This is a genomic window from Arthrobacter sp. zg-Y895, assembly GCF_020731025.1.
Classification (GTDB): domain Bacteria; phylum Actinomycetota; class Actinomycetes; order Actinomycetales; family Micrococcaceae; genus Arthrobacter_B.
This window is the reverse complement of the sequence record NZ_JAJFZY010000003.1, coordinates 963486-986283: the sequence shown is the minus strand read 5'-3', so window position 1 is coordinate 986283 and position 22798 is coordinate 963486. Positions and strand designations below refer to the sequence as shown.

The 22798-nt window shown below is 65.7% G+C and carries 28 protein-coding genes and 3 tRNA genes; 14 read left to right on the top strand and 17 right to left on the bottom strand.

The window, feature by feature from the left end:
* The first annotated feature begins 41 nt into the window (after nt 1-41).
* A complete protein-coding gene (locus LJ760_RS06475; RefSeq protein ID WP_227920789.1) occupies nt 42-1037 on the top strand; it encodes a DUF2804 domain-containing protein in 996 nt (331 codons plus the stop codon).
* Nucleotides 1038-1091: 54 nt separating this feature from the next.
* On the opposite strand, the gene LJ760_RS06470 is transcribed toward LJ760_RS06475, so the two are convergent.
* Nucleotides 1092-2381: an adenylosuccinate synthase gene (locus tag LJ760_RS06470; RefSeq protein WP_227920787.1), complete on the bottom strand. Its 1290-nt coding sequence runs from the start codon at nt 2379-2381 to the stop codon at nt 1092-1094.
* Between the two features lie 217 nt (nt 2382-2598).
* On the opposite strand from LJ760_RS06470, the gene LJ760_RS06465 reads away from it, so the two are divergent.
* The 4 genes from LJ760_RS06465 to LJ760_RS06450 all read left to right on the top strand — a co-directional run bounded on the left by LJ760_RS06465 (nt 2599) and on the right by LJ760_RS06450 (nt 5525).
* Nucleotides 2599-3192: a hypothetical protein gene (locus LJ760_RS06465; RefSeq protein WP_227920785.1), complete on the top strand. Its 594-nt coding sequence runs from the start codon at nt 2599-2601 to the stop codon at nt 3190-3192.
* Nucleotides 3193-3651: 459 nt separating this feature from the next.
* Nucleotides 3652-4119, top strand: a complete 468-nt coding sequence (locus tag LJ760_RS06460) for an excalibur calcium-binding domain-containing protein (protein WP_227920783.1) — start codon at nt 3652-3654, stop codon at nt 4117-4119.
* 294 nt (nt 4120-4413) lie between these two features.
* Nucleotides 4414-4869, top strand: coding sequence for a class F sortase (locus LJ760_RS06455; RefSeq protein ID WP_227932603.1), 456 nt, complete (start codon nt 4414-4416; stop codon nt 4867-4869).
* A gap of 212 nt (nt 4870-5081) precedes the next feature.
* Complete coding sequence (locus LJ760_RS06450) at nt 5082-5525, top strand: DUF3592 domain-containing protein (RefSeq protein WP_227920778.1); 444 nt, start codon at nt 5082-5084, stop codon at nt 5523-5525.
* A 1-nt stretch (nt 5526) separates the two neighbouring features.
* On the opposite strand, the gene LJ760_RS06445 is transcribed toward LJ760_RS06450, so the two are convergent.
* The 4 genes from LJ760_RS06445 to LJ760_RS06430 form a co-directional block, all read right to left on the bottom strand.
* A complete protein-coding gene (locus tag LJ760_RS06445; RefSeq protein ID WP_227920776.1) occupies nt 5527-6150 on the bottom strand; it encodes a GyrI-like domain-containing protein in 624 nt (207 codons plus the stop codon).
* Nucleotides 6151-6319: 169 nt separating this feature from the next.
* Nucleotides 6320-6742, bottom strand: coding sequence for a DUF3151 domain-containing protein (locus LJ760_RS06440; RefSeq protein ID WP_227920763.1), 423 nt, complete (start codon nt 6740-6742; stop codon nt 6320-6322).
* A complete protein-coding gene (fbaA, locus tag LJ760_RS06435) occupies nt 6742-7761 on the bottom strand; it encodes a class II fructose-bisphosphate aldolase (RefSeq protein ID WP_227920761.1) in 1020 nt (339 codons plus the stop codon). Before fbaA ends, LJ760_RS06440 begins: the two co-directional genes overlap by 1 nt.
* A gap of 125 nt (nt 7762-7886) precedes the next feature.
* Nucleotides 7887-8555 (bottom strand): TrmH family RNA methyltransferase, encoded by a 669-nt coding sequence (locus tag LJ760_RS06430; protein ID WP_227920975.1) that lies wholly within the window; start codon nt 8553-8555, stop codon nt 7887-7889.
* Nucleotides 8556-8717: 162 nt separating this feature from the next.
* Here LJ760_RS06430 and LJ760_RS06425 point away from each other — a divergent pair, with 162 nt between their 5' ends.
* Together LJ760_RS06425 and LJ760_RS06420 are read left to right on the top strand one after the other, a co-directional pair.
* A complete protein-coding gene (locus LJ760_RS06425) occupies nt 8718-9470 on the top strand; it encodes an HAD-IIA family hydrolase (protein WP_227920974.1) in 753 nt (250 codons plus the stop codon).
* 87 nt (nt 9471-9557) lie between these two features.
* A complete protein-coding gene (locus LJ760_RS06420; RefSeq protein WP_227920758.1) occupies nt 9558-10076 on the top strand; it encodes a DUF3592 domain-containing protein in 519 nt (172 codons plus the stop codon).
* A 60-nt stretch (nt 10077-10136) separates the two neighbouring features.
* Here the strand turns inward: LJ760_RS06420 and LJ760_RS06415 are convergent, their stop codons facing one another.
* A complete protein-coding gene (locus LJ760_RS06415; protein WP_227920755.1) occupies nt 10137-11147 on the bottom strand; it encodes an alpha/beta fold hydrolase in 1011 nt (336 codons plus the stop codon).
* Between the two features lie 28 nt (nt 11148-11175).
* Entirely contained in the window at nt 11176-11745 is a 570-nt protein-coding gene (gene pyrE / locus LJ760_RS06410) for an orotate phosphoribosyltransferase (protein ID WP_227920753.1), read from the bottom strand.
* 152 nt (nt 11746-11897) lie between these two features.
* On the opposite strand from pyrE, the gene nadE reads away from it, so the two are divergent.
* From nadE to LJ760_RS06395, 3 genes are all read left to right on the top strand, one after another.
* Complete coding sequence (nadE, locus tag LJ760_RS06405) at nt 11898-12719, top strand: ammonia-dependent NAD(+) synthetase (RefSeq protein WP_227920750.1); 822 nt, start codon at nt 11898-11900, stop codon at nt 12717-12719.
* A 115-nt stretch (nt 12720-12834) separates the two neighbouring features.
* Nucleotides 12835-13638 carry an exodeoxyribonuclease III gene (locus tag LJ760_RS06400; RefSeq protein ID WP_227920748.1) on the top strand — a complete coding sequence of 268 codons (804 nt, stop codon included), beginning with the start codon at nt 12835-12837 and terminating at the stop codon, nt 13636-13638.
* Nucleotides 13639-13640: 2 nt separating this feature from the next.
* Nucleotides 13641-14495 carry a hypothetical protein gene (locus LJ760_RS06395; RefSeq protein ID WP_227920746.1) on the top strand — a complete coding sequence of 285 codons (855 nt, stop codon included), beginning with the start codon at nt 13641-13643 and terminating at the stop codon, nt 14493-14495.
* A 6-nt stretch (nt 14496-14501) separates the two neighbouring features.
* On the opposite strand, the gene LJ760_RS06390 is transcribed toward LJ760_RS06395, so the two are convergent.
* From LJ760_RS06390 to LJ760_RS06355, 8 genes are all read right to left on the bottom strand, one after another.
* Nucleotides 14502-15110 (bottom strand): hypothetical protein, encoded by a 609-nt coding sequence (locus LJ760_RS06390; protein ID WP_227920743.1) that lies wholly within the window; start codon nt 15108-15110, stop codon nt 14502-14504.
* Nucleotides 15107-15694 (bottom strand): DUF6286 domain-containing protein, encoded by a 588-nt coding sequence (locus LJ760_RS06385; protein WP_227920740.1) that lies wholly within the window; start codon nt 15692-15694, stop codon nt 15107-15109. Before LJ760_RS06385 ends, LJ760_RS06390 begins: the two co-directional genes overlap by 4 nt.
* Nucleotides 15691-16065 (bottom strand): hypothetical protein, encoded by a 375-nt coding sequence (locus tag LJ760_RS06380; protein WP_227920737.1) that lies wholly within the window; start codon nt 16063-16065, stop codon nt 15691-15693. Before LJ760_RS06380 ends, LJ760_RS06385 begins: the two co-directional genes overlap by 4 nt.
* A gap of 11 nt (nt 16066-16076) precedes the next feature.
* Nucleotides 16077-16268, bottom strand: coding sequence for a DUF2273 domain-containing protein (locus tag LJ760_RS06375; protein ID WP_227920735.1), 192 nt, complete (start codon nt 16266-16268; stop codon nt 16077-16079).
* A 64-nt stretch (nt 16269-16332) separates the two neighbouring features.
* Nucleotides 16333-16827: an Asp23/Gls24 family envelope stress response protein gene (locus LJ760_RS06370; RefSeq protein ID WP_227920733.1), complete on the bottom strand. Its 495-nt coding sequence runs from the start codon at nt 16825-16827 to the stop codon at nt 16333-16335.
* A gap of 150 nt (nt 16828-16977) precedes the next feature.
* Nucleotides 16978-17053: transfer RNA gene (locus LJ760_RS06365), tRNA-Phe, on the bottom strand.
* Between the two features lie 56 nt (nt 17054-17109).
* A tRNA-Asp gene (locus tag LJ760_RS06360) sits at nt 17110-17183 on the bottom strand.
* 59 nt (nt 17184-17242) lie between these two features.
* A tRNA-Glu gene (locus LJ760_RS06355) sits at nt 17243-17315 on the bottom strand.
* A gap of 145 nt (nt 17316-17460) precedes the next feature.
* Between LJ760_RS06355 and LJ760_RS06350 the strand changes: the two genes are divergently transcribed.
* Both LJ760_RS06350 and LJ760_RS06345 read left to right on the top strand, forming a co-directional pair.
* Nucleotides 17461-17820: a metallopeptidase family protein gene (locus LJ760_RS06350; RefSeq protein ID WP_227920973.1), complete on the top strand. Its 360-nt coding sequence runs from the start codon at nt 17461-17463 to the stop codon at nt 17818-17820.
* Between the two features lie 9 nt (nt 17821-17829).
* On the top strand, nt 17830-18759 hold the full coding sequence (locus LJ760_RS06345) for a cation diffusion facilitator family transporter (protein WP_227920732.1): 930 nt from the start codon (nt 17830-17832) through the stop codon (nt 18757-18759).
* Nucleotides 18760-18773: 14 nt separating this feature from the next.
* On the opposite strand, the gene LJ760_RS06340 is transcribed toward LJ760_RS06345, so the two are convergent.
* A complete protein-coding gene (locus tag LJ760_RS06340; protein ID WP_227920731.1) occupies nt 18774-19778 on the bottom strand; it encodes a universal stress protein in 1005 nt (334 codons plus the stop codon).
* Between the two features lie 170 nt (nt 19779-19948).
* On the opposite strand from LJ760_RS06340, the gene LJ760_RS06335 reads away from it, so the two are divergent.
* On the top strand, nt 19949-20590 hold the full coding sequence (locus tag LJ760_RS06335; protein ID WP_227920730.1) for an FAD-binding protein: 642 nt from the start codon (nt 19949-19951) through the stop codon (nt 20588-20590).
* A 3-nt stretch (nt 20591-20593) separates the two neighbouring features.
* Here LJ760_RS06335 and LJ760_RS06330 read toward each other — a convergent pair whose 3' ends face one another.
* Nucleotides 20594-21205 (bottom strand): copper resistance CopC family protein, encoded by a 612-nt coding sequence (locus LJ760_RS06330; protein WP_227920729.1) that lies wholly within the window; start codon nt 21203-21205, stop codon nt 20594-20596.
* Nucleotides 21206-21315: 110 nt separating this feature from the next.
* On the opposite strand from LJ760_RS06330, the gene LJ760_RS06325 reads away from it, so the two are divergent.
* Entirely contained in the window at nt 21316-22746 is a 1431-nt protein-coding gene (locus tag LJ760_RS06325; protein WP_227920727.1) for an NCS2 family permease, read from the top strand.
* Nucleotides 22747-22798: the final 52 nt, after the last annotated feature.

Genomic DNA, 22798 nt, shown 5'->3' with positions numbered 1-22798 from the left:
CGTCGAGGCGTATCCCCTCCGCTCCCCTAGACTTGGGCCGCATGGATGAAATCACTGCCCCCGTTGACCTCGGCTCGCCTGCCGGGGTGCTGAATCCGGCAGCCGTGGGCTTTGCCCGCAGCGCCCTGCACCGTCCCGTGGTTCCCTCCGGCGCCAAGGGCGGTTGGCGGACCAAGCGCTGGGAGTACTGGGGCATCCTCACGCCCGAACTTGCCGTCGGCCTGACCATTGCCCACCTGGATTACGCCTCCACCCTGCAGCTGTACGTGTTCGAACGCAGCACGGGCAAGGAGACCAGCCTTGAGCCGCTGAAGATCCTGCCCTCCTACGCGGATGTCTCCCTGCCGGATACGCTGCCGCCGCTCACTGCCTTCGGCGCCTTTGGCGGTGCCGGCCTGCGTTTCCACGACGCCGACGGCGGCACCCGCCTGCAGGCCTCGTCGCCGCGGATCACCGCAGACCTGTTCGCCGAAGCGGACGGGGATGTCCTCGGCGTGGTGGTGCCGTGGTCAGCGAGCCGGTACCAGTACACGCTGAAGGACGTCGCCCGCCGGGTTTCGGGCACCGTCACCGTGGACGGGCGCGAGTATCCTGTCGGCGGAGAAGACTCGTTTGCCGTGCTGGACCGCGGCCGCGGACGCTGGCCGTACTCGCAGCGCTGGAACTGGGGTGTCGGCTCGGGCACGGTGGACGGCACCCGGCTGGGACTGCAGGTCGGCGGAAAGTGGACCGCCAACACGCCGGCCACGGAGAACGCCCTGATCGTGGACGGGCAGCTGCACCATTACGACGGCGAACTGGAGTTTGAGTACGATCTCGCCGATCCGGCGTCGACCTGGCGGGTGCACGGACCGTGGGTCGATGCCACTCTCACCCCGTTCCACCGTCGCACCGCGGCAACGAACGCCGTCGTGATCAGCGCCCGGACCTGGCAGGCCTTCGGCACCTGGAGTGGAACGGCCCGCACCCCGGACGGCACCGAGTATTCCCTGAACGGGCTGGGCGGGTGGATCGAGGAGGCCCGGAACCGCTGGTAGACGCACGAAAGGCCCCCAGCCTCAAGGGCTGGGGGCCTTCCGTGCGTGGCGGCGTTACTCGTTGATGAGGTCCCGCACCACGATGGTCTGGTCGCGGTCCGGACCCACGCCGATGGCGGAGAACCGGGTGCCGGACATCTTTTCCAGCGCCAGCACGTAGTTCCGGGCGTTGTCCGGGAGGTCCTCAAGGGTCTTGGCCCCGGTGATGTCCTCGGTCCAGCCGTCAAAGTACTCGAAGATCGGCTTGGCGTGGTGGAAGTCGGTCTGCGTCATCGGCATCTCGTCGAACCGCACACCGTCGACGTCGTACGCCACGCACACCGGGATCTTCTCGATGCCGGTCAGCACATCCAGCTTGGTCACGAAGTAGTCCGTGAAGCCGTTGACGCGGGAAGCGTGGCGGGCCAGGACGGCGTCGTACCAGCCGCAGCGGCGCGGGCGGCCGGTGTTCACACCGAACTCGCCGCCGGTCTTCTGCAGGTACAGGCCCATGTCATCAAACAGTTCGGTGGGGAACGGGCCGGCACCGACGCGGGTGGTGTAGGCCTTGATGATGCCCACGGAGCGGGTGATCCGGGTGGGGCCGATACCCGAGCCCACGGACGCGCCGCCCGCGGTCGGATTGGAGGACGTGACAAACGGGTAGGTGCCGTGGTCCACGTCCAGGAACGTGGCCTGGCCGCCCTCCATGAGGATGACCTTGCCCTCGTCCAGGGCGGAGTTCAGCTCATAGGTGGAGTCGATGACCATGGGACGCAGCCGGTCCGCGTAGGAAAGGAAGTACTGGACCACCTCTTCGGCGTCGATATCGCGGCGGTTGTAGACCTTCAGCAGCAGCTGGTTCTTCTGCTTCAGTGAGCCTTCGACCTTCTGGCGCAGGATGGACTCGTCAAAGATGTCCTGGACACGGATACCCAGCCGGGCCACCTTGTCCATGTAGGCCGGGCCGATGCCGCGTCCGGTGGTGCCGATGGCACGCTTGCCCAGGAAGCGCTCGGTGACCTTGTCCATTACCTGGTGGAACGGGGCCACCAGGTGGGCGTTGGCGGAAATCCGGAGCTTGGACGTATCCGCACCGCGGGATTCGAGGCCGTCGATCTCGGCGAAGAGAGCCTCAAGGTTCACCACGCAGCCGTTGCCGATCACCGGAATCGCGTTGGGGCTGAGGATGCCTGCGGGCAGCAGCTTGAGTTCGTATTTTTCACCGCCGACGACGACGGTGTGGCCGGCATTGTTTCCGCCGTTGGGTTTGACGACGTAATCGACGCGGCCGCCGAGCAGGTCGGTGGCCTTACCTTTACCTTCGTCGCCCCACTGGGCGCCGACGATGACAATAGCTGGCATGGGATCCTCCCCCATTAGATACGGGACGGAGCTGCTTGGTTGCAGATCCGCTACCGTGCATGAGAACGCCCCTGAACTCGCGTCTCCTGCCTTACGGCGTACCTCGGCGCAAGTTGCGGGGCTCTTACCTGCCAAGTTTAGCCGATCATGCTGTTGCTCACTTGAAAATACGCTGCAGGGGCATCTATCTGCGGTGCTTCGCAGGTAGCGTAGCCAAATGGACCGATTACGCGGCTACATTGCAGGGCTGGGCACTGCCTCCGGCACAAGGCTGGTGGTTGGGCACTGGCTCGATTCCCCGCTGGGCGCTTTCACCGACGTGATGGCCGAGGACGACGCCGGCGTGCGGACGCTGCTGGCCCCGTCCGAGGCTGCGGCCCGGTATATCGGCGAAACCTACAATTTCGACCGGACCGTGGTGGCACCCGTGGACGCAGTCCTTTCTCCGGAGGCGCTCCGGGTGGCCGCAGGACCGCTGCGGCTGGAGGTCGTGTTGGGGCCGGTGACCTTCCTGGGCCGGGTATTGGAGCATGTGCCGGGTCCGCTGGCCGTGGCTCCGTGGTGGCTTCGGCTGATCAATCCCGTCGCCAAGCTGCTGGCTCCGGGCGTGCTGACCGCCGGATCGGCGGGCGGCGGGCGGCGGGAGTTCTACGGCGTCCGGTCCATCCGTTCGCTGGTGTCCGCTACCGCCGCGTGGGACGGCGCCGATCTGGGCGGGCTGCGTCCAGTCGAACCGCCCGTAAACTTCGGCTTCAGTTCCGTTCCGGCTGCCCCTCGGATTGTCGCCGTCACCACCACCATCCTGCCCTGAGTGCAGGTTTCCGACTTGGATTTCCGGATGCTTCCTGGAATCCCTGCGTTGGGGCTGCCTCCGCTCCCTCTGACCCTGCGCTTTGTCGGGGCTCCTGCGCTTTGTCCGGGACCCTGCGCTTTGTCCGGGACCCTGCGCTTTGTCCGGGTCCTGCGCTTTGTCCGGACTCCTGCACTTTGTCCGAATCCCCGCGCCGCGCAGCGAAGGGATCCGGACAAACCGAAGGGATTGGGACATAGCGGAGGGATTTGACGGGATTCGGCGCCATTCGATGCCAGCCCGGTCCATTTCTGTCCGACGAAGCTGTTGCATGCAGGCAACCTTTGCCCCGGCGAACTAATACGGGTTCGGCGGACCCAATTTCGTACGGAGGGGGAGCGTACCGATTCCGCGCTCCATACGCTTTCAAAGTCATCCAATACCTGGATGCCCTTCTTTACTCAGAAAGCAGGGAATCACATGAAAAAGACGACAACGGGCCTCGCTCTGACCGCCCTCACCGGATTCGGGCTCCTTTCGGCAACACCCGCGCTGGCCGCACAGCCACCGGTGCCGCCGCCTCCACCCATGCCGTACGCCAACTGCACCGAGGCAGCAGCGGACGGCGTCTACAACATCCCCTCCACGCACCCGCGCTACGGCGCCTGGCTGGACAACGACATGGACGGTATCGGATGTGAGGATTCCTCCCGGCCCATGCCCCAGCCGCAGGGTCATATGGACAGCAACGGGACCTGGATTCCGTCTTATGTGGAACCAATGCCCGCCCAGGTAGGCAGGGTGCCCGCCGGCGGCGCCAACACCGGCATCACGCAGGAGCCGGAGGAGTCCAGCGCCGGAGTCCTCGCCCTTGGCGGCGGCCTGGTGCTCGCGGCGGCAGCAGGCGGCACCTTCATGGTGCGGCGGCGGCTCGCCGGACAGGAATAAGCAGAAACAGGCAAGCAGGTAAACATGGGGAACACTCAGCGCGGCCGCCGCAGAAGCCTTGGTTTGGCTGCGGCGGCCGCACTTCTCTTTGCAGGGGCCGGCAGCGCCGGGCCCGTAGGCGTTCGCGACGCTGCAGCAACAACAGCACTTGCCCCGGCTCCCGTTCCCGGTGCCCTCAGCTCCCCGGCGCCAGGCGCGCCAGCACCAACCGGTACCGAAACAGCTGTCCCGGTGCCCGCTCCGTCGTCTGCGCCGACGACAATGCCCGCCGCGCCCGCGGCTCCAAGTGTGGGAATGCCGGAATCCGCACCGGCGACGTTGCGCATCCCATCCATCGGGGCATCGTCGAGACTTATCCGCCTGGGCCTGGACGACGACGGCGCGCTGCAGGTCCCTCCGGGCAAAGCGGGTTCACCTGCCGGCTGGTACGAGCATTCCCCGACCCCGGGTGAACCGGGTCCGGCCGTGCTGCTGGGCCATGTGAATGCCGAGGGAGGCGGGCCCGGGATTTTCGCCGACCTCCGCCGGCTCTCCCCCGGCGACCGGATTGAAGTTGTCCGGGAAGACGGCAGCACGGCCGTTTTCACGGTGCGCAGCGGCGAGCAGTATCCCAAGGACAACTTCCCCACGTCGCAGGTGTACGGCAACACTGCCGGGCCGGAACTCCGCCTGATTACCTGCGATGGCTACGATCCGAAAACCGGGCACTTTGATGACAATTTCGTGGTGTACGCCGCGATGGTTCCCTGAAGCTGCACTGCCTTCCCCCTGCACTGCCGTCCTCCTGCACTGCCTTCCTGCTGCACTAGGGTCGTGGGTAACAGCGGCTCCGTTAGCGGAACAGTCAGGACGGTGCAGAGTTTCAGGGGGAAATAATGGGTAAACCGGCTTTTCGTTTCGGCGGTGCCCAAGGAAGGCCAAAGAATAAGCGGAAAATTGCGCGGCGTGAGGCATCGTCTTTTTTGGCCGCACTGATCTGCCTGGTGCTGGGCGGCTTTTCCCTCCAATGGGACATCACCGATGTCCGGGATGACGAGCGCCTTCTTGCAGAGGGCCTGCAGGCTCAGGGCGTTGTTATGCGCACTTACGAGGAGCGGCGCGGAACAGCACGGTACGGGTACAACGAGACCGTGGCTTCGATCATTTATTCACCCTCCAATGGGAACGAAGTCCTAATCACCCATACGGTGCGGAAGGCACCAACCGAGGGCCTTGAGGACCAAGAGGTAACCCTGTTCTACAACCCGGCTGACCCGTCCGAAGCTGTTGTCGAAGAATGGCGTGACGGGTACGACTGGATGACCGCGGGGGCAGTCCTGTTTTTGGCCGGGGGTGCCTTCACCGTGGGGGCAGGTACGCGCTCGTATATCAGGGGGCGCCGGAAGCCGGCGGGCCAACCGCTCTAAATCAGGTTTCGGTGCTGCGGACCGGCTGGCGCAGCACCGTCCGCAGCTTCTCGGGAGCGGCCCGCCGCGGGTCGCTGAGGTACACCTCGTGGTGGTCGCCGTTGAACGTCAGTCCGCGCTCGGGCATCCAGGAGTCGTGCAGCCGGGCCAGGACCGGGCCCTCGGCGTCGTAGGGCCCGACAAAAAGGATCTGCGCCGCGAGACCCTCCGTGAGCGTCAGCAACCGGACATCTTCCAACCCGGGAACCTTCTTCTTGGCGGCAACCGAGGCAACAGCCGCGTCCACCATCTCCGGGGTGATCCACTCCGGCTGCGCAATGAGCATGGTCCAGTCCCAGGCGCTTTTGTCGCGGCGGACAAAGGCCGCCGGGTCCTCGGCACGCCACAGTCCTTCCAGCGGACCGACGGTAAAGTCCGCCTCCAGCTCATCCTTCGAGGCGAACTTCAGTGAATACGCCACCGGATAAAGGCATTCGAGGGCACGGGTGTATTCGGGCGAGGTGTTGGGGTCACCGTGTCCGTCTACGGCGAGGTAGTGCATGATCGGCACGTCCACCAGCGTGAAGTCCCGGCCGCCGGGCGAATAGAGCTCGGGGTAGGAGCGTTTCAGGTCGAACTTTTCCATGCGCTGTCCACCTTTCGAGCGGCTTTCCAGCGTAGGCGGATGCGCCCGGATACCGGGAGGCCCGGCCCCGCAAGGGCATCCCGGCAGGGCCAAAAAGCAACCGCAGGCACAAAGAACGGCGGCCCCCGGAACCCCGGGGAACCGCCGTCGTTGTGGTGAGTCCGGAAGCCTACAGGCTTTCGATAGCTGCCTTGGCCTGCGGATCGGAATCGTCCAGGAACTTCCGGATCCGGTCTACTTCCTCGGTCTCCCCGATGGCCGCCGCCGCCCGGCCCAGCGCGTACAGCGAGCGCAGGAACCCGCGGTTGGGCACGTGCGACCACGGGATGGGGCCAATGCCGCGCCAGCCGGCACGGCGCAGGGAATCCAGTCCGCGGTGGTAGCCCACCCGGGCGTAGGCGTAGGACTCGACATTCCGGCCCTCCTCGAACGCCTCATCCGCGAGCGCGGCCCACACCTGCGAGGAGGTGGGGAACTGCGCTGCGAGGTCCACCGGTTCGTCACCGGCATCGAGGCGGGCGACGACGTCGGTCTCCTCGGGCAGATAGGTGGCGTCGGGGCCGAGGAGGTTCTTGCGGAATTCGTCTGACATTAGAGTGCCTTACCTGCCGATCCAAGGTTCTGTGCTGCTTCCACCACGCGGGCGGCCATGCCCTTTTCGGCGGCGGCACCCCAGACGCGCGGGTCGTACTGCTTCTTGTTGCCTACTTCGCCGTCCACCTTCAGCACGCCGTCGTAGTTGCGCAGCATGTGGTCCGCCACCGGGCGGGTGTAGGCGTACTGGGTGTCGGTGTCGATGTTCATTTTGACGACGCCGTAGGACACTGCGTCGGCGATCTCCTGGGCGGAGGAACCCGAGCCGCCGTGGAAGACGAGGTCGAACGGGCGGTCCTTGCCGATGGACCCGCCCACCGCGTCCTGGATTTCCTTAAGGATTTCCGGGCGCAGCTTCACGCCGCCGGGCTTGTACACGCCGTGGACGTTGCCGAAGGTCAGGGCAGTGATGTAGCGGCCCTTGCTGCCGTCACCGAGGGCTTCGATGGTGGCCATGCCGTCCTGGACGGTGGTGTAGAGCTTGTCGTTGATGGCGTTTTCCACACCGTCTTCTTCACCGCCGACGGTGCCGATCTCTACCTCGAGGATGATCTTGGCGGCCGCCGTGCGGGCCAGCAGTTCCTGGGCGATGCGCAGGTTGTCTTCGAGGGTTTCAGCCGAGCCGTCCCACATGTGCGAGTTGAAGATCGGGTCCTCACCGCGCTTGACGGCGGCTTCGGAGGCGGCCAGCAGCGGCAGGACGAAGTCGTCCAGTTTGTCCTTGGGGCAGTGGTCGGTGTGCAGCGCAATGTTCACGTTGTAGCTCTTGGCCACTTCCTTAGCGTAGGCAGCGAACGCGAGGGAGCCGGCGACCATGTTCTTCACCGAAGCGCCGGACCAGTAGGCCGCACCGCCGGTGGATACCTGCACAATGCCGTCCGAACCTGCTTCGGCGAAACCTGCGAGCGCGGCGTTGAGCGTCTGCGAGGAGGTGACGTTGACTGCCGGATACGCGAAGCCCCCTGCCTTGGCTCGGTCGATCATCTCGGCATAAATCTCCGGGGTTGCAATAGGCATGCTGACTCCAAGGTCGATACGGCAGGGCCTTCAGCCCTCGTTGGCTCCTTACATCCTAGCCACAAGTGTCCCTGCGGCATCAGGTCCCGGCGCCGGATTACGACGCCGGTTTCCGGGGCGCGCTCCTAGCCCACCTTCTGGCCGAATACGTGCCGGCGGATCCAGCCGTGCATCGCGATGGCGGCAGCGGAGCCGGCGTTGATGGAACGGGTGGAGCCGAACTGGGCAATGGACAGGGTGGCGTCCGCTGCGGCGTGGACTTCCGGGCTCAGGCCGGGCCCCTCCTGGCCGAAGACCAGCACGCAGTTTTCCGGGAGTTCATAGGTTTCCAGCGGCACCGAGTCCGGGAAGTTGTCGATTCCAATGATGTGCAGGCCTTCGCTGCGGGCCCACTGCACAAAGTCCTCAACGGTGGGGTGGTTGCGGATGTGCTGGTAGCGGTCGGTGACCATGGCACCGCGGCGGTTCCACCGGCGTCGTCCGATGATGTGCACTTCCTTCGCCATAAAGGCGTTGGCCGTGCGCACCACTGTGCCGATGTTGAAATCGTGCTGCCAGTTCTCGATGGCCACGTGGAACGGATGCCGCCGGGTGTCCAGGTCCGCCACAATCGCGTCGTGCTTCCAGTAGCGGTATTCGTCCACCACGTTGCGCGCGTCGCCGTTGGCCAGCAGTTCAGGGTCCCAGTGATCCCCTTCCGGCAGCGGCCCCTCCCAGGGACCCACACCCACCTGGTGCAACGGTGCGGCGGCTTCATCTACGGTGTCATCGCTGACTTCTTCGGGGCTGTCTATCACCCTTCCAGCCTAAGGTGAAAGACTGGCAACGCCCGCTTCCGGCGCCTCCGGGACAGGTTCCCTGCCGTGCGGCGCGCTGTAAGTCGAGGCAGTAATGCAGTATGCGAGAAATGGGAGACCGTGGGCGAAAACGAGAACATTGAATGCTGGCTGACGGACATGGACGGGGTCCTGGTTCACGAAAACCACCCCATCCCCGGGGCCGCTGAGCTGATTGACCGCTGGGTCTCCACATCCAAGCGGTTCCTGGTGCTGACCAACAACTCCATCTACACCCCGCGGGACCTCGCCGCACGGCTGCGTGCCTCGGGGCTGGAGGTGCCCGAAGAAAACCTCTGGACCTCCGCGCTGGCCACGGCCGAGTTCCTCAAGGACCAGGTGAAGAACTCCGGCACTCCGGGACGCTGCTTCGTGGTCGGCGAGGCCGGACTGACGACGGCGCTGCACGAGGCAGGCATGATCCTCACCGACACCTCTCCGGACTATGTGGTGCTGGGCGAGACCCGCACCTATTCCTTTGGCACCATCACCAAGGCGATCCGGCTCATCCTGGACGGCGCCCGTTTCATTGCCACCAACCCGGACGTCACGGGCCCTTCGCAGGAGGGGCCGCTCCCGGCCACCGGCGCCATTGCCGCACTGATCACGGCGGCCACCAAGATGGAGCCCTACATTGTCGGCAAGCCGAATCCCATGATGTTCCGGTCCGCCATGCGCAAGATCGACGCCCACTCCGAAACCACGGCCATGATCGGCGACCGGATGGATACCGACATCGTGGCAGGCATCGAGGCGGGACTGCACACGGTGCTGGTGCTCAGCGGCATCACCCAGCGCGAGGACGTCAACCGGTATCCGTTCCGGCCCACGCAGATCATGAACTCCGTGGCGGACCTGATCAACACCATCTAGGGAAGCACGGTCTCGGGAAGCACGGTCCAACGAAGCCCGGATGCCCTATATTCGGAAGCTGTACATGTTCATGGGGGGAACTGCAGCATGAAGTGGAAGCAAGTGTCCGCCCTGATTCCTGCATTGGTCTTGGGGGTCGCGCTGCTTCTCCTCGGCGTTGCAGGAGTTGGCGTGGGTTTCTACACCGCATATTCGGATCATCGGCTAGTGGCGAACGGCACTGCGACGGTCGGCACGGTCACTGAGGTTGACTTCGGAAAATGCGGCCGGAGGCATTCACGGTGCGCTTTTCCGACGCTGACCTATGTCGATCACCTTGGAATGAAACACTCCAAGGTCGGCCCAAAATCGAATTACAGCACCAAACGGGACGGCGCCGAAGAGACTCTTGCCGAGAGTCTCCACGGAGAGGAATTCTCCGTATTTTATGATCCCTCCAATCCCGGCAAAGCAGTGGTGGAGGGTGAGGAGAGTTCCTACTTGGCCCCATTGATTGGGTTGGTCCCCGGAGCGGTTGGCGGCGTTATTACCTACGGCATCACGGTTGTGATGGTCCATATTCGCAAAAAGTCCCTGGCAACCGGGACGGCCGGTGGGAGAGGTTAGACATAGTCCGGGGCCCTGTCACTCCAGAGGTTTCAGGCCGGTGACCGGGCCCGGCGCCGGTTATTCCAGCAAATCCGGACCTTCCGCCGGCTCGGGCGGGTCGAAGAGCCGCAGAACCTCCAGCACTATGTCCTCATAGACCGCGGGGTTCCACTGCGGGCTGGCGTGGGCCGGACGGGCTCCTTCGGTGACCAGCGAGCTGGTCAGCAGGTTCTCCGGGAACGCTGCCTCCCAGCCGGCCCGGGCCGTGCCGTAGTCCACCGTCCCATCCTCCGGATTGCCGATGAATGCCAGCTTCGTCCCGCCCAGCGATCCCGAAAACCGGGGAGCCGTGAAGTGGTAGATGTAGGACGCCTGGGACTGGATGAGCCGGCTGGACGGGGCCAACGGCGAAAGCTGTTCCAGGGTTTGTTCCGCGACCGTCCGCCAGGACCGTTCATTCCTGTGCAGCATGCGCTCCCCCAGTTCGTAGCCCCCGCGCAGCCCGGTGGTGATCCGGTAGCCGTTGTCGTACAGGAACACCGCTCCCTTGAACATGGCCTGGTCACGGACGGCATTCCGGCCGGAGGGACTGGAGTCCAGGACAATCAGGTCGACGGCGACGCCGCGGCTGGCCAGCCCGGCGGCAACCTGCACCGCCAGCATCCCGCCGAAGCTGTGCCCGTAAAAGTAGATGCGCGTTAGCGAGTGTTCCCGGATGGAAGCATGCACCGCCTCCAGGATTTCCGGGACTTTCAGGCCTAGATTGGAATACCCGATCCCGGCCAGCTGTCCCCGCGTGGCCAAAGCCGGGCGCAGGGAGCGCAGGAGCCAGCCGGTTTCCTCCCAGCTGGTCTTGTAGCCGGGGAACAGGAACCACATGGCATGCGGAAACCGGCGTTCGGCGTCGTCGTCGGGCACCCGCAGGATTTCCAGCTCTTCCCGGTAACGCTGGACGCGGTCGGTGACCACGAGATCGGCGCTGAGCACGATCCCCGCAAGCGAACCGGCCAGGAAGCGGCGCCGGGAGACCCGGTGCAGGTCTGCCGTGGTCCGAAGGAGATCCCCCGGAGCGGGAGGTTCCGATTCCATCGAACCGGCGCCGCGGCGGTTGCTGCGGCTATCCGAGGCCGAGCTCATCCTTGCCGAACGCAAACAGATAGGGAACGCCGGCCTCGGCCTCGATGCGTTCCTTCGCTCCGGTGTCCCGGTCCACGATCACTGCCACGGCCACCACGTTGCCTCCGGCGTTGCGTACGCCCTCGATGGCGGTCAGCGCCGACCCGCCGGTAGTGGAAGTGTCTTCCAGGACCACCACGTTGCGGCCGGCGACGTCGGGCCCTTCCACCTGGCGGCCCATGCCGTAGGACTTCTGTGCCTTGCGGACAACAAAGGCGTCCACGGCGCGGCCGGCGCGGGTGGCCGCGTGCATTACGGCGGTGCCCACGGGATCAGCACCCATGGTCAGTCCGCCCGCGTTGGTGAACTCAATGCCCGCGCTGTCCAGCAGTTCCAGCATCACGTCGCCGACCAGCACCGATGCTTCGTGCTGAAGTGTGACGCGGCGCAGGTCAATGTAGTAATCCGCCTCGGCACCGGAGGAAAGCACCACTTTGCCGCGCACCACCGCCAGCTCCATGATCAGTTCGAGCAGCCGGGCGCGGGACGGGGCGATTGCGGGCGAAGTCATGGCTCAATCCTAGCTACGGGCACGGGGAGGACAGGGCTTTGGTCCCTTATGCGTCGTGACGCCGGTCGATTCGCGCCACCCGAGCCTGCGACGGCCCAACTCGCGCGGCTTTTCCCGGGCAGGGCACGGGCGTCGGATATAGGCTGTGACCCATGCGGAAACTACAAGCGGAAATCATTGCCGAACTAGGAGTTCAGCCCACCATTGATGCGGCCGCGGAAATCCGCCGCCGGGTGGACTTCCTCAAGGACTATCTGCACGCCTCACACTCCAAGGGATACGTTCTGGGCATCAGCGGCGGCGTGGATTCCACGCTCGCGGGCAAGCTTGCCCAGCTGGCCGTGGACGAGCTGAAAGCCGAGGGCACCGACGCGGAGTTCATTGCCCTCCGGCTGCCGTATCGGGTCCAGCATGACGAGGCGGACGCCCAGGCAGCCCTCGAGTTCATCGCACCGTCCAAGTCCCTGGTCTACAACGTCGGACCGGCAGTGGACGGCTTCGAAGACGAATACGTGAAGATGACCGGCGAGAAAATCACCGACTTCAACAAGGGCAACATCAAGGCCCGGGTACGCATGACCGCGCAGTACGCAGTGGCCGGCCAGCACAACATGCTGGTGATCGGCACCGACCACGCCGCCGAGTCCGTCACGGGTTTCTTCACGAAGTTCGGCGACGGCGGCGCGGACCTCCTGCCCCTCTCCGGCCTGAACAAACGCCAGAACCGGGCCCTGCTGGCCGAGCTGGGCGCCCCGGAAAAGCTCATTGCCAAGGCACCCACCGCCGATCTGCTGGACGACTTGCCCGGTCAGACCGACGAAACCGAGCTGGGCCTGAGCTACGACACCATCGACGGCTACCTGGAAGGCGGGGACACTCCCGCCGAAGACGCCGAAAAGATCGAGGCACGCTTTGTGATGACCCGGCACAAACGCACCGTACCGGTCACCGTTTCCGACACCTGGTGGAAATAGCCTGAGGTTCCCGAGCCCGCACCGGCCTAAGCGGGCGGTCCGTCCAGACCGCCCGCGTACCCCGTGTGGCGCGGGGCGCAGTGTGGAGCCGGACGGGATTCGGTAACGTAGCAGTGTGAAGATAGCTACCTGGAACGTGAACTCCATCCGCGCCCGAGCCGACCGCATTGAGGCCTGGCTGCAGCGCTCCGACGTCGACGTCCTTGCCATTCAGGAAACCAAGGCGAAGGACGACAATTTCCCCTGGGAGCTGTTCGAAAAGAACGGTTACGAGGTGGCGCACTTCGGGCTGAGCCAGTGGAACGGCGTGGCGATCGCGTCCCGGGTGGGGCTCGACGACGTCGAACGCACCTTCCCGGACCAGCCGATGTTCGGCAAGACCGAAGAAACCACTGTGGCCGAGGCCCGCGCCATCGGTGCCACCTGCGGCGGCGTACGGGTGTGGAGCCTGTACGTCCCCAACGGCCGGGCCGTGGATGATCCGCACATGCCCTACAAGCTGCAGTGGCTCAAGACGCTCAAGAACCACGCGGCGGAGTGGATCACCAAGGATCCGTCCCTGGAACTGGCCCTGATGGGTGACTGGAACATTGCCCCGCAGGATGACGATGTCTGGGACATCGACTGGTTCCGCGCCCAGAACGCCACGCACGTCACCGAACCCGAGCGGCAGGCCTTCAACGAGTTCCTCGACGCCGGGTTCACCGACGTCGTCCGGCCCTTCCATCCCGGCCCCGGCGTCTACACCTACTGGGACTACACCCAGCTGCGGTTCCCCAAGCGCCAGGGCATGCGCATCGATTTCGTCCTGGGCTCCCCGGCCCTGGCCAAGCGCGTGACCGGAGCCGTGATCGACCGGGAAGAACGCAAGGGCAAGGGCGCTTCGGACCACGCACCCGTGATTGTGGAACTGGACTAGCCGTGGCGCGGCATCCGCAGCAGTCGCTGTACCGCACCTTCCCGTTTGTTTCCTACCTCCGCGTCTACGAGCCGCTGGACGCCTTTGATGATCACCAGCAGTTGGCAATCATGGAGCAGCGTGCCCGCGGACGCCACGAAACCGAGGTCCTGGAACGCACCGACGCCGTCCGCCGGCTGGTCCGGGTGGTCTCGGACCCCTTCCCGCACAACGCCACGGACTTGGTCCGGGTTCTGCATTATCCGGCGCAGGAAGGGGTCACCAACCGGTTGTACTGCCCCAACCAGCTGGCCGTGCGCACCTCCCTGGCGGCGGAATCCCTGGGCGAGTCCATCCGCGGCCCCCTGGTGGACGTGCTGGTCCCGGAAGTAGCCCGCGAGGCCCACGCCGCGCGGCTGGATCCGGATTCCTTTGCCGACTCGCTGGCGAAGCTCCACACCCGCTCCGCCACCTGGGGCGTGCCCTTCGGCTGGTTCGTCCTGCTGCACGAGGAGGACCACACCGAGGTGGTGGAGGATGACGGGCATGTCCAGACCGTCCGCCTCTCCGCACCGGTGCTGCAGTGCATTGACCGGGCGCGTGCAGCCTCGGCAGCCTTGGCGATGGCCGCTCCGGAACTTGACCTGCTGGACGAGCTGGCCGAGCTGACCGCCTGGCTGGAAGTCTTTGACCCGGACGCCGTGCTGGAACTGGACTACGGCCCGGTGGCGGACCTCGTCTTCCCGGACGATTCCCCCTCCGACGTGCGGCTGGGGATCGAGTCCCTGGCCGACGGCGATATGACCGGCGCTGCCGCCGCGTACCGCCGGCTGGCGTCGCGGTGGATTCCCATCCGGCAGCTGGCCCGGGCCTCCTAGGCAGTCCTAGCGGACCCGGTCCTCCCGGCCGAAGCGCAGCCGGCGTCCGGCCTCCAGGCTCAGTAGCACCGGTGTCTGGTGTCCGAGGACGGTGTCCAGGGTTTCCACCAGTGCGGTGGCGTCGGCGGCAATCAGGTGCGGAGCGGCCCCCTGCCGCGGGGTAATCCGCACCCGCAGGGCACTGCGCCCCTTCACCGAGTAAGTGCTGACGGCGGAGGCAGCAACATCGGGGTTCTCGGAAAGGGCGCTGCGAAGGGCCTGCTCGGCCACGGTTCCGCTGATCTCGACCCGGCCGGGGGCGCCGTCGTCGTCGTATTCGGAGACAAGTGTTCCCGTCCGGCCGCCGCCCTGGCCGGCCATCCACACCGTCATCAGCACTATGCCCAGGAAGCTCAGCAGGGCTAGCGCCACCCAGATCCAGCTGCCGCCTCCCGGCAGCGCCGTGGCGGAGAGCGCGGAAGCCATGGACTGCCCGGCGTCGGCTGCGAACGCGTGCCAGCCCTGCGCGGCGGCAGGCCAGGCGGAAATGAGCACCAGCCCTCCGCCGATGCACATCAGCACGAACCCAAGAAGCCCAAGCAGGAAACGGTTCAGTGCCCGGGGTGTGGCGTTCACTGTCCAATCACCCCGGTTTCGGCAACCCGTACACGGACCGCCGGCTGCGGGTCCAGCTTGGTCAGCAGCAACTCGTCCTCCACTGCGCCCCGCACCGCCTCGGCATCCACGGGAGTGCCCGACGTCGGGCGGATCTGCACCTCCACCAGGGTCCTTCCCACCGTTACGAGCACCTGCTGCGGAGTGACGTCAGCGCGCATCCGGGCGCACCGGGCCAGCGATGCGGCCAGGACTTCACCGTCCACAACGACGGCGGCACGCGGGTTGGGGAGCGCATAGCGGGCGCGGCGTCCGGGCAGCACGGCCGGCAGGAAGAACAGCAGGCCGGCAAGGAAAATCAGCGCGCCGGACAATCCGAGGATCACCGGGTCCGTGCCTGCGGGAAGATCCGCCAGCCACTGCCAGAAGGTAGGCGGATCGATCAGCCACGCCTCCTGGCCCAGCGCCTGGAGCACCGATTCCAGCAGGACATACGCGAAAAAGAGAATGCCAAGGACGGCTGCAAGGGCCGACGCGGCGGTGCGGGCCGAATGGGTTTCCCGTCGAAGGATTCTGTTGGTTACGTCCAGGTCCGCCTGCTTCACTGCACCCGCCTTCCTTCCACCGGCAGCGCGCCGGTGATGCGGATGTCAACGCGGGATAGCCGGGAGCCGGTAAGGTCAGCCACCCGTCGGAGCAAAACGGGTTTGGCGGCGTGTGCCCGCTGCCAGACCGTCCCGCCGGCGCGCTGCAGCATGGCGGGAGTGAGATCCTGCAGCGGGGGCAGCGCAATGGGCAGGGATACCGAGAGCGCAAGCAGCCCGCGGTCATCGGTCCACTGCACGCGCACCTGCTGTGCCGGCACGCCGAAGTATTCGGACGCGGCCGCCTTGGCGGTGCTGGTCAGCGCCTGGGTGCTGATCCGGTTGTGTCCGGCCAGGCCCGCCCCGGTTTCCATCGCCGGAGGCGCTGTCATTCCGGCGGTGCTCACGAAGAGGAGCGGCGGCCGGTCAGCGCGTCGGTTACGCTGCGGAAGTCGATCTTTCCTTCCGCAGCGCGGCCCAGCAGCGCTCCGACTGCAATGAACAGGGCGGTCAGCAGAAAGCCCCAAAAATCGAATATCAGTGCGGCGAAAGCCAGTACGGCCCCGATTGCCATTCCCACGACTGTTGGTTTCATTTCCCCTGCCTTAATACCTGCTCCACATAACCCGGTGCGTCCTGCGAGGAACGTGCTTTGAAGCCTATACCGCTTTCGCGCCGCCGACCGGTGCGGAACCGGTTGGCTCGGTGGGAAGCTGTACGTCCGAAATTTCCACGTTAACCTCCACCACGCGAAGGCCCACGAGTTTTTCCACGGCACCGTAGACCGCGGCACGGACATTGTTCGCAACGACCGTCAGGGCATTGCCGTAGACGGCGATCAAGCTGATATCGACGGCGACTTCGCGTTCGCCGACCTCCACGTGCACACCGGAGGTGGCGCTTGTGCCGCCGACGGCGTCGCGCACGGCACCGAGCGCCCTCCCCGAACTGTTGCCGAGGTTGAAGACGCCGGGAACCGCCCGTGCAGCAATTGCGGCAACCTTGGCCACTGCCTGCTCGCTGATGGAGTTGCGGCCGCCGATCACGGCGGCATCGCCGGTACCCGTTACGGCGTGCGCCGGGGCTGCCGGTACGGGGGCGGTTGGTGCCGCAGTGACGGGAGCGTTCGCTGATGTGTTCCGGGGCTCATCCATGGGTTCAGCGTATCCCGGGAGCGGAACGTTTTGCAGGGCGCAGCAGCCGCCGATCCGTGCTGTGTGCGGGCAGCTTCCGGCGGGCAACTTCCGGCGGGCAAAAAGAAAAACCCCGTCCTGTCTCCTGCGAGACAGCTACGGGGTTTTAGCTGGTGGCTCCGACCGGCGTCGATCCGGTGACCTTTCGATTTTCAGTCGAACGCTCTACCAACTGAGCTACAGAGCCTGGCATCATCAACCGATGATCACCGAGATCTTCCAAATCGCTTCAGAAAATCTGAGCGACCCTGACGGGACTTGAACCCGCGACCTCCGCCGTGACAGGGCGGCGCGCTAACCAGCTGCGCTACAGGGCCTTGCATTTCACGAGTGTAAACTCTACCAGATTCTCACCGGCTCATTTACCACTCCTGAGTACCCCCAACGGGATTCGAACCCGTGCCGCCGCCGTGAAAGGGCGGTGTCCTAGGCCGCTAGACGATGGGGGCCAACAGAACACACATGGATTGAAGCGGCTGGTGAACCAGTCGTTTCGCTCCCTTGTGGACTCTAAAACTATAGGGCTTATTTCCGGAATATCCAAAACGGTTCCGGTGAGGGCTGCGCCACTACAGTGGAGGGGTGCCAATCGAGATGAACCCGGACGAGTTTGACGCCTGTGTGGAAGCAGCCCTCGACTCCATTCCTGCGGACCTGTCCCGCGCCATGAACAACGTGGCGGTCTTCATCGAGGATGAGTATGAGCCGGGCCCGCACGAAGATCCGGACACGGAACTGCTGGGGGTCTATGAAGGGACCCCGCTGACCGAGCGGGATTCCTGGTGGGATGCGGGTTCCCTGCCGGACCGGATTGTGGTGTTCCGCGGGCCCTTGCTTCGGATGTGCGACAGCCGGGAGGAAGTGGTGGACGAGGTCCGCATCACCGTCATCCATGAGGTGGCCCACCACTTCGGCATCAACGACGAACGGCTGCACGAACTGGGCTGGGGCTAGCCTTTAACCATGAGTGAACATCACGGGCACAGTCACGGGCTGGGCACAGTCACCGCTACCGGTAAGCACCGGCGGCGCCTCCTGATCGTTTTCCTCATCACCATCTCGGTGGTCCTGATTCAGGTTGCCGGCGCCCTGCTTTCCGGTTCCTTGGCCCTGCTTGCAGACGCGGGCCACATGCTCTCCGACGCGGCCGGGGTTTCCATTGCGCTGTTCGCGGCATGGATTGCCGCCCGCCCGGCCACGTCGCGGCGGACCTACGGCTACCAGCGGGCCGAAGTACTGGCCGCCCTGGCCAATGCCGTGCTGCTGATTGTGATTGCCGTAGTGATCTTCGTCGAGGCGGTCCGCCGCCTGGGCAGCGAAACCGACGTCGACACCGGGCTGATGCTGCCGTTCGCCGTCGTGGGCGGCCTGGCGAACCTCATTTCCCTGCTGGTGCTGCATGCCGGACGCAAGGAATCCCTGAATGTGCGCGGCGCCTACCTGGAGGTCCTGGGGGACCTGCTGGGCTCGGCCGCCGTGGTGGTGTCCGCCGTCGTCATCATGACCACCGGCTATCAGCAGGCAGATACCTGGGCCTCGATCCTGATTGCCCTGATGATTGCCCCGCGGGCCTGGTCGCTGCTGCGCGAAGTGATCGACGTGCTGCTGGAGGCCACCCCGCAGGGCGTGGACGTGGGCATGATCCGCGACCACATTGTGTCGGTGGACGGGGTCTCGGACGCGCACGACATCCACATCTGGACCATCACCTCCGGGGTTCCGGTGTTCTCCGCGCACGTGGTGCTGGAAGAGGAACACCTCACTCCGGACGGCCTGGACACCGTCCTGGACCGGCTGACCCGATGCCTGAGCAGCCACTTCGACACCGAGCACTGCACCTTCCAGCTCGAGCCGGCCAGCCACGCCGTGCACGAAGGCCAGCAGCACGCCTGATCGCGTGCGGCCGGTTATTCGGCGATCATCGGGCCGAAGTTCGGCCGGTCCAGCAGCCGGGGATCGTCATGGTCCGGCACCACCATCAGCGGTCCCTTTGCGTGATGCAGCACGCTCTGGCTGGTGGACCCCATCAGCATGCCGGCAAAGCCGCCGCGGCCGCGGGTGCCCAGCACCAGGAGCTCAACCTTTGCGGTGCGTTCAATCAGGATCTCGCCCGGCGCCCCGTCCACCAGTTCAACGGTCATTTCCAGTCCCGGGAAGTGGCTCTGCAGCCAGTCCCGGCCGGCGTCGAGCTGTTCATGCAGCTCCGCATGCAGCGCCTCGATGTCCAGCGGGGCAGGCACCCAGGCCAGCGAGCCGGTGAACGGCGGCAACGCGCACAGAATACGCAGCGGCAGCCCCATGTTCTGCGCCTGTTCGGCCGCAACCAGTGATGCGGCACGGCCCTGTTCCGAGCCGTCCACGCCGACGACGACGGCGCGGTGCACGGCGTCCGGATCCGGCGAGTTTGCCGGGGGCCGTACTCCCGAGTCGGGAAGCCGTCCGGCGGTCCGCAGGGGCACCACCACCGTGGGGCACTTCGCGTGTGCCGGGAGGGCGCTGGAGACCGAACCCAACAGGCGCCCGACAAAACCGCCGCGGCCGCGTGATCCCACCACCATGAGGTCCGCGTCTTCGGAGAGCTCCAGCAGGACGGCTGCCGCATCTCCGGTCTCCACCCGCGGGATTACTTCCAGCCCGTAGTGGCTGATCCGTTCCACGGCCTCGTCCAGCACCTGCCGGGCGCCGTCGCGGATCATTGCGTCATCGACAGTGGTGTAGCCGGCGTCCATGGAGGAAGCGGCGAAAATGGGCACGGTGTACGCCGTCACGACGTGCAGCGGACACTGCCGCCGCCGCGCCTCCCGGGCAGCCCAGAACAATGCGCAGATGCTCTGGTCGGATCCATCCACGCCGACGACGATGCCCGCAGGCCCGTCAGCACCGGCCCCTGCGCCCCAGGTCGAATCAGTCATCTGCCGCTCCCTCTGGTCCCCAACCGGCGTCATCCTCCGGCTGTCCTTGGCAGTAGCGTACCGCGCCGGGCGGCGGGCTACGCTACCGCTGCCGGGCAAGTGCCTATATGGTTCCGCCTCAGGACCGCAGCCTGTGGGGAGGTTCCCAAACCGTCGGAAGGAACGACTGCGTGGATTCTTTCCAGAACGCGCAAACCGGTTCCGCTGGGCAGAAGGAAACAAAGCACGAGGAAACGGCAACGGAGCTAACCGAGGCCGTGGTGATCGGCTGCGGACTCAGCGGGTTGGCGGTGGCCACCGAACTATGCCGGCAGGGGGTGGACTCGATAGTGGTCCACGGCCCGGCACCGGCCGCAGCCACCATCCGGGAGGCGGCGTCTGAGCCGGAGGTGTTCCCGGAACGGCTGGAACTGCTGCGCGTGCTGCACGCCTATGCTGCCAGCCACCGGCTGGACGTCCGGGAGGATTCCGCAGCGCAGGAAATGACTTTGGCTGCGTCCGCCGGCCTGCTTCCCTCGCCGGCGGCCGCTTCCGGCAAATGGGCCATCCGCACCGGCAGGAACCTGCTCCTGGCCGACTATGTGGTGCTCACCAGTTGCTCCAGATCGGATCTGCGGAAGCTGGCCCGGGCGCTGGGCGTGGGCGCCGGACCGGAAGCAGTGGAGGCGTTGCGGGGAATCGGCGTTTACCTCGTCGGCGTGGGCGAGAACCTGCTGCCGTCCCTCCGCGGCCTCATGCGCCAAGCCAAGGCAGCCGGCGAGGCCATTGCGGACGCGGGGACACCTACCCCGCATGGCCCTGCCCAGGGGTGAGTGCTAGTCCTCTCGCAGCCGCCGACGCACGATCAGGGCAATCAGCACTGCGACGGCAAGAAGCACCACCGCTGCCGGCACAACCACCGGCCACGGGGATCCGGCATCGGCGGACTGGTTCAGCACCGGGCTTTGGCTCGCTGCGGGCGGCAGGGGCGCAGCAGTAGACGGAGCGGCGGTGCCGGTGCCGGTATCGGTCGCGGTGCCGCCGCCGCCTGCCACCGTAAACCCGAATGTCCCCTCGATCGGGTGGGCATCAGAGGACACCACGCGCCACTGAACCGTGTAGCTGCCGGCAGGCGCTCCGGGGCGGAGCTGCTGGGTGGCGGTGTTGTCCAGGATCCGCACCTGGCCCTCGGCCCAGTCCGTTCCTTCCTCATCCAAAACCCGCACCTCGGAGCCGATGGCCGCCGGAACGTTTGAGAAGGTCAGCTCCACGGATTCCGGTGCCGTGTCCACCACTGCACCGTTGCCCGGGGTGCTGCCCGTGAGTTCATCGTGTGCAGCAGCGGGCGGGGCGGAGACCAGCAGCCCCGCGCAGAGGGCCAGCAGGAAGGCAGCAGCCACAGCGGCGAAACGGGACTTGGGAAGGTAATTGCGCACAAGGTTCGTCACCGTTTCAGCCTAACCGCCAGTTCTTCGCGGTACTGCCGCGTGCCCGCGATAAGATCTAAATGCTGGATTCCCTCACCATCCCCACCACTGGTCAGTTCAGAGGACGCGTCATGCTCAAACAAGGTTCAAAGCTGGACCGTTACTTCGAAATCACCAAGCGTGGTTCCTCCGTATCAGCCGAAGTACGCGGCGGTTTGGCCACGTTTTTCGCCATGAGCTACATCGTGGTTCTCAACCCGCTGATTCTCGGCGGCGAGGACTCGATGGGCAACACCATGCCCGGCCCTGCAATTGCGGCGGGCACTGCCCTGGTGGCAGGCATCCTGACCCTGATTATGGGCATCTGGGCCAAGCACCCGTTCGCAATCGCCACGGGATTGGGCGTCAACGCCTTCGTGGCCGTGACGGTTGCCTCCAACGAGGGATTGACCTGGCCTGACGTGATGGGCCTGGTAGTCATCGCAGGCCTGGCAATGGTGATCCTGGTCCTCACCGGATTCCGTACCGCCGTTTTCCGGGCAGTTCCGCCCAGCCTGAAAACCGCGATCGTGGTCGGCATCGGCTTGTTCGTAGCGCTGGTCGGCCTGGTCAACGCGGGCTTTGTACGGCGTAACCCGGATGCGGCCGGCACCACTGTGCCGCTGGGCCTGGGCAACGGCGGCCAGTTGCTGGGGTGGCCCACGCTGGTGTTTGTCTTCGGCCTGCTGCTGACCATTGTGCTGATTTCCCGCAAGGTCCGGGGCGCGATCCTCATCGGCATCGTCGCCTCGACCGCTTTCGCCGTCATCGTCGAATGGCTGGCCGAGCCGGGCAGCCAGGGCGCCGGAGTGGCTACCGGCTGGTCGCTGGTGACCCCGAGCATGCCCCAATGGGCTGCTCCGGATCTCTCCCTGATCGGCGATGTCAGCCTTGTAGGGCCCTTCCAGACCCTGGGCGGAGTGGCCGCCTCGCTGCTGGTCTTCGTGATCCTGCTCAGCATCTTCTTCGATGCGATGGGCACCATGGTTGGCCTCGCCACCGAGGCCGGCAGCATCGACAAGGACGGCAACATCCCCCGCGTGGAGCGCGTCCTGCTGGTGGATGCCGCGGGTGCGGTGGCCGGCGGCGGTGCCGGTGTTTCCTCCAACCAGATTTTCGTGGAGTCCGGCGCCGGCATCGGCGAAGGCGCGCGCACCGGGCTCGCCTCCGTGGTCACCGGCCTGCTGTTCATCGTGGCCATGTTCCTGACACCGCTGATCTACCTGGTGCCGTTCGAAGCCGTCGCCCCTGCCCTGGTGGTCGTGGGCTACCTGATGGTCTCCCAGGTGGGCAAGATCGACTGGAGCGACATCGGGCTGGCCCTGCCGTCCTTCCTCACCTTCACGCTGATGCCGTTCACCTACTCGATCGCTGACGGCCTTGGTGCCGGGTTCATCTCCTTCACCATCATCCGCGTCTTCCAGGGCCGGGGCCGTGAGGTCCACCCCCTGATGTACGTGGTGGCAGCGGCATTCGCCCTGTTCTTCGGCATCGGTCCCATCAGGGAGCTGGCGGGAATCTAGACAGGGAGCAATTCCGCCCGGTACTGCCAAACACGAAGGGATCCGCAGCCGC